The organism is Oleiphilus sp. HI0079, assembly GCF_001635105.1.
In genome coordinates this window covers 1-7243 of record NZ_LWFT01000740.1, presented here as the reverse complement: position 1 = coordinate 7243, position 7243 = coordinate 1, and the positions used below count along the sequence as shown (strand labels likewise).

7 protein-coding genes, 1 tRNA gene and 1 pseudogene are annotated in these 7243 nt (G+C 47.3%); all 9 read left to right on the top strand.

Features of this window, described 5'->3' with window-relative positions; all coding sequences use genetic code 11:
- A pseudogene (tuf, locus tag A3750_RS13625) lies at nt 1–372 on the top strand (elongation factor Tu); the annotation flags it as partial.
- A 48-nt stretch (nt 373–420) separates the two neighbouring features.
- Nucleotides 421–496 (top strand) — tRNA-Trp (locus tag A3750_RS13620).
- A 33-nt stretch (nt 497–529) separates the two neighbouring features.
- Entirely contained in the window at nt 530–898 is a 369-nt protein-coding gene (gene secE / locus A3750_RS13615) for a preprotein translocase subunit SecE (protein ID WP_068451337.1), read from the top strand.
- Nucleotides 899–912: 14 nt separating this feature from the next.
- Nucleotides 913–1446 (top strand): transcription termination/antitermination protein NusG, encoded by a 534-nt coding sequence (gene nusG / locus A3750_RS13610; RefSeq protein ID WP_068451340.1) that lies wholly within the window; start codon nt 913–915, stop codon nt 1444–1446.
- A gap of 101 nt (nt 1447–1547) precedes the next feature.
- On the top strand, nt 1548–1982 hold the full coding sequence (rplK, locus tag A3750_RS13605; RefSeq protein WP_068451343.1) for a 50S ribosomal protein L11: 435 nt from the start codon (nt 1548–1550) through the stop codon (nt 1980–1982).
- Nucleotides 1982–2680, top strand: coding sequence for a 50S ribosomal protein L1 (gene rplA / locus A3750_RS13600; protein WP_068451346.1), 699 nt, complete (start codon nt 1982–1984; stop codon nt 2678–2680). The genes rplK and rplA overlap by 1 nt, the downstream gene beginning before the upstream one ends.
- 229 nt (nt 2681–2909) lie before the next feature.
- Nucleotides 2910–3440 carry a 50S ribosomal protein L10 gene (gene rplJ / locus A3750_RS13595; RefSeq protein ID WP_068451351.1) on the top strand — a complete coding sequence of 177 codons (531 nt, stop codon included), beginning with the start codon at nt 2910–2912 and terminating at the stop codon, nt 3438–3440.
- Between the two features lie 38 nt (nt 3441–3478).
- Nucleotides 3479–3856, top strand: a complete 378-nt coding sequence (gene rplL / locus A3750_RS13590; RefSeq protein ID WP_068451353.1) for a 50S ribosomal protein L7/L12 — start codon at nt 3479–3481, stop codon at nt 3854–3856.
- A gap of 222 nt (nt 3857–4078) precedes the next feature.
- The coding region (gene rpoB, locus A3750_RS13585; RefSeq protein ID WP_068548366.1) for a DNA-directed RNA polymerase subunit beta at nt 4079–7243 on the top strand (3165 nt) is incomplete at its 3' end.

The window sequence follows — 7243 nt, the reverse complement described above, 5'->3', positions numbered from 1 at the left end:
GGTGAGAACGTCGGTGTTCTTCTTCGTGGTACTAAGCGTGATGATGTTGAGCGTGGTCAGGTGCTATGTGTTCCTGGTTCGGTTAAGCCGCACACGAAGTTCGAGGCTGAAGTATATATCTTGAGCAAAGATGAAGGTGGTCGTCACACGCCATTCTTCCAAGGCTATCGTCCACAATTTTACTTCCGTACCACGGATGTAACAGGTGCATGTGAGCTTCCTGATGGCGTTGAGATGGTAATGCCAGGTGATAACGTACAGTTGACAGCTACTTTGATCGCACCAATCGCGATGGAAGAAGGTCTACGCTTCGCGATTCGTGAAGGTGGCCGCACAGTTGGTGCTGGTGTTGTTGCCAAAATCATCGAGTAATTTGTTCTCGAGTTGAAAAGAAGGCAGCATGGCTGCCTTCTTTTATCTAGGCCAGTAGCTCAATTGGCAGAGCAGCGGTCTCCAAAACCGCAGGTTGGGGGTTCGATTCCCTCCTGGCCTGCCACTTATTTCGGCAGTAAATGGTAAGTTCGACAGTATGAATGCGAAACTTGAAAATGAGAATGTAGCTTTGGATACAGTGAAGTGGGTTCTCGCGCTTGGCTTGGTTGTGGTTGGTGTTGTAGGCAACTACTACTATTCAGCTGAGTCGCTATTGTATCGCGTCATCGCTTTGTTGGTTCTTGCTGTGGTAGCCGGTTGGGTGGCATTGCAAACGACGAAAGGAAAGCAGTTTTCTGCGCTGGTGTCCGAAGCGAAGACTGAAATACGTAAGGTTGTTTGGCCTACACGACCAGAGTTGATTCAAACTACTTTTATGGTGGTTGTGTTTGTCTTGGTTGTTGCCTTAATTCTTTGGGGTGTCGACTCCTTGATTGGCTGGCTAATATCTTTAGTAATCGGATAGCAGGGAGATAATTGATGTCCAAAGCTTGGTATGTTGTGCATGCTTACTCTGGTTACGAAAAGCATGTAATGCGATCGCTTCAAGAGCAAATTGCTTTAAAGAGTCTTGAAGACAAGTTTGGGGAGATTCTTGTTCCTACCGAAGAAGTGGTAGAGATGAGAGATGGTAAGAAGCGTAAGAGTGAGCGTAAGTTTTACCCTGGCTACGTTCTTGTCCAGATGGACATGGATGATGAGTCTTGGCACTTAGTTAAGTCGACTCCTCGTGTAATGGGCTTTATTGGTGGTACCGCTGAGCGTCCGGTACCAATTAGTGATCGAGAGGCTCAGGCAATTCTTCAGAAGATCGAGACGGGTGCTGAAACGCCGCGTCCGAAAACTCTGTTCGAGGCTGGGGAAGTTGTTCGTGTTGTTGATGGCCCGTTTGCTGACTTCAACGGTGTAGTTGAAGAAGTTGACTACGAAAAGAGTCGTGTGAAGGTTGCGGTACTTATTTTTGGAAGATCGACGCCGGTAGATTTAGAGTTTAGTCAGGTAGAAAAAGACTAAACTTTGCAGTTTTAAGTGTGCTCATTCTGCTTTTGTAGGATGGGCTTTTTGTGTCTGTTCGGGGAGCTCGTAGAGAGCGCTTGCACCCAAAGGAGATTGTAATGGCTAAAAAGATTGATGCTTACATCAAGCTGCAAGTTGCAGCTGGTCAAGCAAATCCAAGTCCACCTGTTGGTCCAGCGCTGGGTCAGCATGGTGTGAATATCATGGAATTCTGTAAAGCGTTTAACGCTCAAACCGGTAGCATGGAAGCAGGATTGCCTGTTCCTGTTGTTATTACGGTTTACAACGATAAGAGCTTTACCTTCATTATGAAGACCCCTCCAGCGTCCATCTTATTGAAGAAGGCAGCTGGAATTAAAAGCGGTAGTGGTCGTCCAAATACTGAAAAGGTTGGCACGGTCACTCGAGAGCAGCTTGAAGAAATTGCCAAGACTAAAGATCCGGATTTGACGGCGGCAGATATGGATGCAGCGGTGCGAATTATTGCGGGCACAGCACGAAGCATGGGTCTAAATACGGAGGGCGTTAAGTAATGGCTAAGTTATCAAAACGCCAAAAAATGATTGCTGAGAAGGTTGAGGCAGGTAAGGCGTACTCAATCGAAGAGGCGGTTTCTGTTCTTTCAGATCTTTCTTCTCAAGTGAAGTTCAAAGAGTCTATTGATATCTCTGTAAACCTAGGTGTTGATGCTCGTAAATCGGATCAGGCTGTGCGTGGATCAACTGTTCTGCCGAACGGTACGGGTAAGTCTGTTCGTGTTGCAGTGTTTACTCAGGGTGAAAATGCTGAGAAAGCTAAGGCGGCAGGAGCGGATGTCGTCGGTATGGACGATCTTGCTGATGAAGTGAAAAAAGGAAATATGGATTTCGACGTTGTTGTTGCATCTCCAGACGCAATGCGTGTTGTTGGTCAGCTCGGACAGATTCTAGGTCCTCGCGGCCTAATGCCTAACCCTAAAGTTGGTACGGTAACGCCGGACGTTGAAACTGCAGTAAAAAATGCTAAAGCAGGTCAGGTTCGGTATCGAACAGACAAAAACGGCATCATCCATGCGATCGTAGGCAATGTTGAGTTTTCTGCTGACGCAATCAAGCAAAATGTTGAAGCGCTTTTGGCTGACCTTAAAAAGGCAAAGCCGGCAGCGGCGAAAGGTGTTTATCTGAAGAAAGTAACGCTTTCTTCAACGATGGGCCCTGGCTTGGTAATTGATCAGGCTTCAGTTTCTATCTAGTAATTGAAGTGGCGCGCTAGCGCTAAAAAGGTACTTTGGAGTCGGGGCGCAAGCCCGGACAGTCAAAGACCGCAGGTGCTTTCTCTCATGCAGTCAAAGAGAGGCAGCTTAATTTCCTGCGCAGACGGTGTGACTCTCTTGAATAGAGTTACCTCACGCCGTAGAGGTCGCCCATTTTGGGTGTGAATGGCTGGCCAACATATTGTTGGCCTTGTTGAGGAGAAGACCAATGGCAATTGGACTCGAAGACAAAAAGGCGATTGTCGCCGAAGTCAACGAGGTTGCTGGCGGTGCTTTGTCTGCAGTACTCGCGGACTACCATGGCGTTGATTCTAACGACATGACCGGTCTACGTGCTAAGGCTCGCGAAGAAGGTGTTTACTTACGTATCGTTCGTAACACTCTTGCGCGCAAGGCGGTAGAGGGTACTGAATTTGAATGTATGCAAGCAGCATTTGTTGGACCAACAATTGTTGCATTCTCTCTCGAAGATCCAGGTGCGGCAGCGCGCTTGTTAAAAGACTTCGCTAAAGAGAAAGATGCATTCGAGATTAAAGCGCTAGCTGTTGGTGGTGAATTGCTAGGTGCAGATCAGATCGATCGTTTGGCGAAATTGCCTACGCGCGATCAAGCATTGGCCATGTTGGCTGGTGTGCTTCAAGCACCTGTTACAAAACTTGCTCGTACTTTCAACGAAGTTCCTTCGAAAGTCACACGAGTGGTTGCTGCAGTTCGCGATCAGAAGAAAGACGCAGCCTAATTTTTTTGGTTATTATTTTTATTTAGGAGATGAGAGTCATGGCTCTATCTAAAGACGATATTTTAAATGCAATCGCTGAAATGAGCGTAATGGACGTTGTTGAGCTTGTTGAAGCAATGGAAGAGAAATTTGGTGTTTCTGCAGCAGCAGCTGTAGCAGCAGCACCTGCGGCAGGCGGTGACGCTGGCGCAGCAGCAGCAGAGCAAACTGAGTTTGATGTTATCCTAGCGGGTGCTGGCGATAAGAAAGTAAACGTTATCAAAGCGGTTCGTAGCCTTACAGGTCTAGGCCTTAAAGAAGCGAAAGCAATGGTTGACGGTGCTCCATCAACTGTTAAAGAAGGCGTTAGCAAAGACGACGCTGAAGCTGCTAAGAAAGAGCTTGAGGAAGCTGGCGCTTCTGTTGAAGTTAAGTAACTATTCGTTGAATAGCGACTTGAGCAACATAGCCCAATAGTCCTTAAAAAGGAATTGGCCGGTGGTATCCTATGCCCCCGGCCTTTTTCCGTTGTTAAAGATTGCATTACTCCTCTAATGTAGGAGCGTTTCAGGGCTTGGCCCTGCCCTAGCAAATGCTGACCAGACGAAGTCACGTTGCTAGAAAGATTTCAGACCTTTTGTCATAACTGGGGAATACAGATGACCTACTCGTATACAGAGAAAAAGCGTATTCGTAAAGAATTCGGCACATTGCCGACCGTCATGGATGTGCCATATCTTCTGTCTATTCAAATAGACTCTTATAAAAGCTTTCTTCAGGAAGGTGGTGATGCTGCAGAGCGAGATGATTTAGGATTGCACGCAGCGTTTAAGTCTGTTTTTCCGATTGTTAGTTTTTCTGGTAACGCTGCCCTCGAGTACGTTAGTTACCGTCTCGGCGAGCCTGCTTTTGATGTAAAAGAGTGTATCTTGCGTGGGGTGACCTATGCTGCGCCTCTTCGCGTCAAAGTTCGCCTAATCATTTATGACAAAGAGTCTTCAAATCGCGCGATTAAAGATATAAAAGAGCAAGAAGTCTATATGGGCGAGATGCCTCTGATGACAGATAACGGTACCTTCGTCGTAAATGGTACTGAGCGAGTGATCGTTTCTCAGCTGCACCGTTCTCCGGGTGTATTCTTTGATCACGATAAGGGCAAAACGCATTCTTCTGGTAAGTTGCTTCACTCCGCTCGCGTTATTCCATACCGTGGTTCTTGGTTGGATTTCGAGTTTGATCCGAATGACAACGTGTTTGTTCGAATAGATCGTCGTCGCAAATTGCCTGCAACTATTTTATTGCGAGCTCTAAATCTAGCAGACCAGCAAATCTTAGATATGTTTTTCGATACGAGTCGGTTTGTTGTAAATGACGACGGCTTTGAGCTTGAACTTGTGCCCGAGCGTCTTCGTGGTGACATGGCCACGTTTGATATTAAGGGTGCGGATGGCGAAGTAATTGTTGAAGAAGGCCGCCGTGTTACGGCGCGCCATATCAAAAAGCTTGAAAAGCTTGGCGGAACCCTTCAAGTGCCAAAAGAGTATCTTCACGGTAAGGTGCTGGCAAAGGACATTATTAACGAAGAAACTGGCGAGCTGCTCGCTAGCTGTAATACCGAGATCACAGAAGAGGTTGTTGAGGCTCTTTTAGCGGGCGGTATCAGTGAAGTGGAAACGTTATACACCAACGAGTTGGATTGTGGTTCGTTTATATCAGATACGTTACGTATCGATCCTACGAGCAATCAGCTTGAGGCGTTAGTTGAGATTTATCGAATGATGCGCCCCGGCGAGCCGCCAACAAAAGAGTCGGCTGAGAATTTATTTACCAACTTATTCTTCTCATCAGAACGTTACGATTTATCTGCTGTTGGTCGAATGAAGTTCAACCGCCGGTTAGGTCGCGCGGAAGAAACCGGCGAAGGCGTTCTAGATAACAGCGATATTGTGGATGTTCTGCGAACGTTAATCGATATCCGAAACGGTAAAGGTGAAGTCGATGATATCGACCATTTAGGTAACCGCCGTATTCGCTCTGTTGGTGAAATGGCTGAAAACCAGTTCCGTGTTGGTCTAGTACGTGTCGAGCGAGCGGTTCGAGAGCGTCTAAGCATGGCGGAATCTGACGGACTGATGCCTCAAGATCTCATTAATGCCAAGCCCGTTGCCGCGGCAGTTAAGGAGTTCTTTGGTTCGAGTCAGTTGTCTCAGTTTATGGATCAGAACAATCCGCTTTCTGAAGTGACGCATAAGCGCCGCGTTTCTGCGCTAGGCCCAGGCGGTCTTACGCGTGAGCGAGCAGGTTTCGAGGTTCGTGATGTTCACCCAACGCACTACGGTCGGGTTTGTCCAATCGAAACGCCAGAAGGACCTAACATTGGCTTGATCAACTCATTGGCAACCTATGCGCGCACCAATTCTTACGGATTTTTAGAGAGTCCTTATAGGAAAGTTGTAGATAACGTTGTTACAGATCAAATCGATTACCTTTCTGCGATAGAAGAAAGTGGCTTCGTAATTGCTCAGGCGAGTGCGGTTGTCGATGAGAATAATGCTTTAACGGAAGAGTTGGTAACTGTTCGCCATAAGAATGAAACGACGGTCATGCCTCCGGAAAAAGTTAACTATATGGATGTATCGCCGCGTCAGGTTGTATCGGTTGCGGCCTCTTTAATTCCGTTCCTAGAGCACGATGATGCAAACCGGGCCTTGATGGGATCAAACATGCAGCGTCAAGCGGTACCAACGCTACGTGCCGAAAAACCTGTCGTTGGAACAGGTATTGAGCGCATTGTTGCTCAAGATTCTGGTGTGTGTGTTGTTGCAGAGCGTGGCGGGGTAATCGAGAGCGTGGATGCAGGTCGTATCGTTGTTCGGGTGAATAACGATGAAGTCGAAGCGGGCGATGCTGGTGTTGATATTTATAATCTTACCAAATACGTGCGTTCGAACCAAAACACGTGTATCAACCAAAAACCTTTGGTTCGTCAGGGGGAAAGCGTTTCACGCGGCGACGTGATGGCGGATGGCCCTTCTGTGGATATGGGTGAGCTTGCGCTTGGTCAAAATATGCGTATCGCATTCATGCCTTGGAATGGCTACAACTTTGAGGATTCGATTCTCGTTTCTGAGCGCGTTGTCCAAGAGGATCGTTTTACGACGATTCATATTCAAGAGCTAACCTGCGTTGCTCGTGATACGAAGTTGGGCAGCGAAGAAATTACGGCTGATATTCCAAATGTCGGTGAAAGTGCGCTCTCCAAATTAGACGAGTCTGGTATTGTTTACATCGGTGCGGAAGTGGGCGCCGGCGATATTCTGGTTGGTAAGGTGACTCCGAAGGGTGAAACCCAGCTAACTCCTGAAGAAAAGCTATTACGTGCCATCTTCGGTGAGAAAGCCTCTGATGTGAAAGACACGTCTTTGCGTGTTTCCACAGGAACTCGAGGGACGGTCATCGATGTCCAGGTATTTACACGTGATGGTGTTGAGAAAGATCAGCGCGCGCTAGATATTGAAAATGCTCAGTTAGATAAGTTCCGTAAGGATTTGAAGGATGAGTACCGCATTCTTCAAGGCGCTACGTACGAGCGTTTGACGGCAGCAATCGATGGTCAGGCGATCATTTCTGCTCCAGGACTTAAGAAAGGCGACACCCTGTCAGTTGACTACCTTCAAGCCCTTGAAGCGACAGAGTGGTTTAAGATCCGTTTGGCGGACGATTCCCTCAACGAGTTGCTAGAGAAGGCTCAAGCTTCTTTGGAAGAACGTAAGAAAGAGCACGAAGAACGATTTGAAGTGAAGAAGCGCAAGCTTCAAACTGGC

What these genes read in the sequence shown, in the direction of transcription:
- secE (WP_068451337.1), top strand. Translation starts at nt 530, where the DNA reads ATGAATGCGAAACTTGAAAATGAGAATGTAGCTTTGGATACAGTGAAG.
- rplA (WP_068451346.1), top strand. Translation starts at nt 1,982, where the DNA reads ATGGCTAAGTTATCAAAACGCCAAAAAATGATTGCTGAGAAGGTTGAG.
- rplJ (WP_068451351.1), top strand. Translation starts at nt 2,910, where the DNA reads ATGGCAATTGGACTCGAAGACAAAAAGGCGATTGTCGCCGAAGTCAAC.
- rplL (WP_068451353.1), top strand. Translation starts at nt 3,479, where the DNA reads ATGGCTCTATCTAAAGACGATATTTTAAATGCAATCGCTGAAATGAGC.
- nusG (WP_068451340.1), top strand. Translation starts at nt 913, where the DNA reads ATGTCCAAAGCTTGGTATGTTGTGCATGCTTACTCTGGTTACGAAAAG.
- rplK (WP_068451343.1), top strand. Translation starts at nt 1,548, where the DNA reads ATGGCTAAAAAGATTGATGCTTACATCAAGCTGCAAGTTGCAGCTGGT.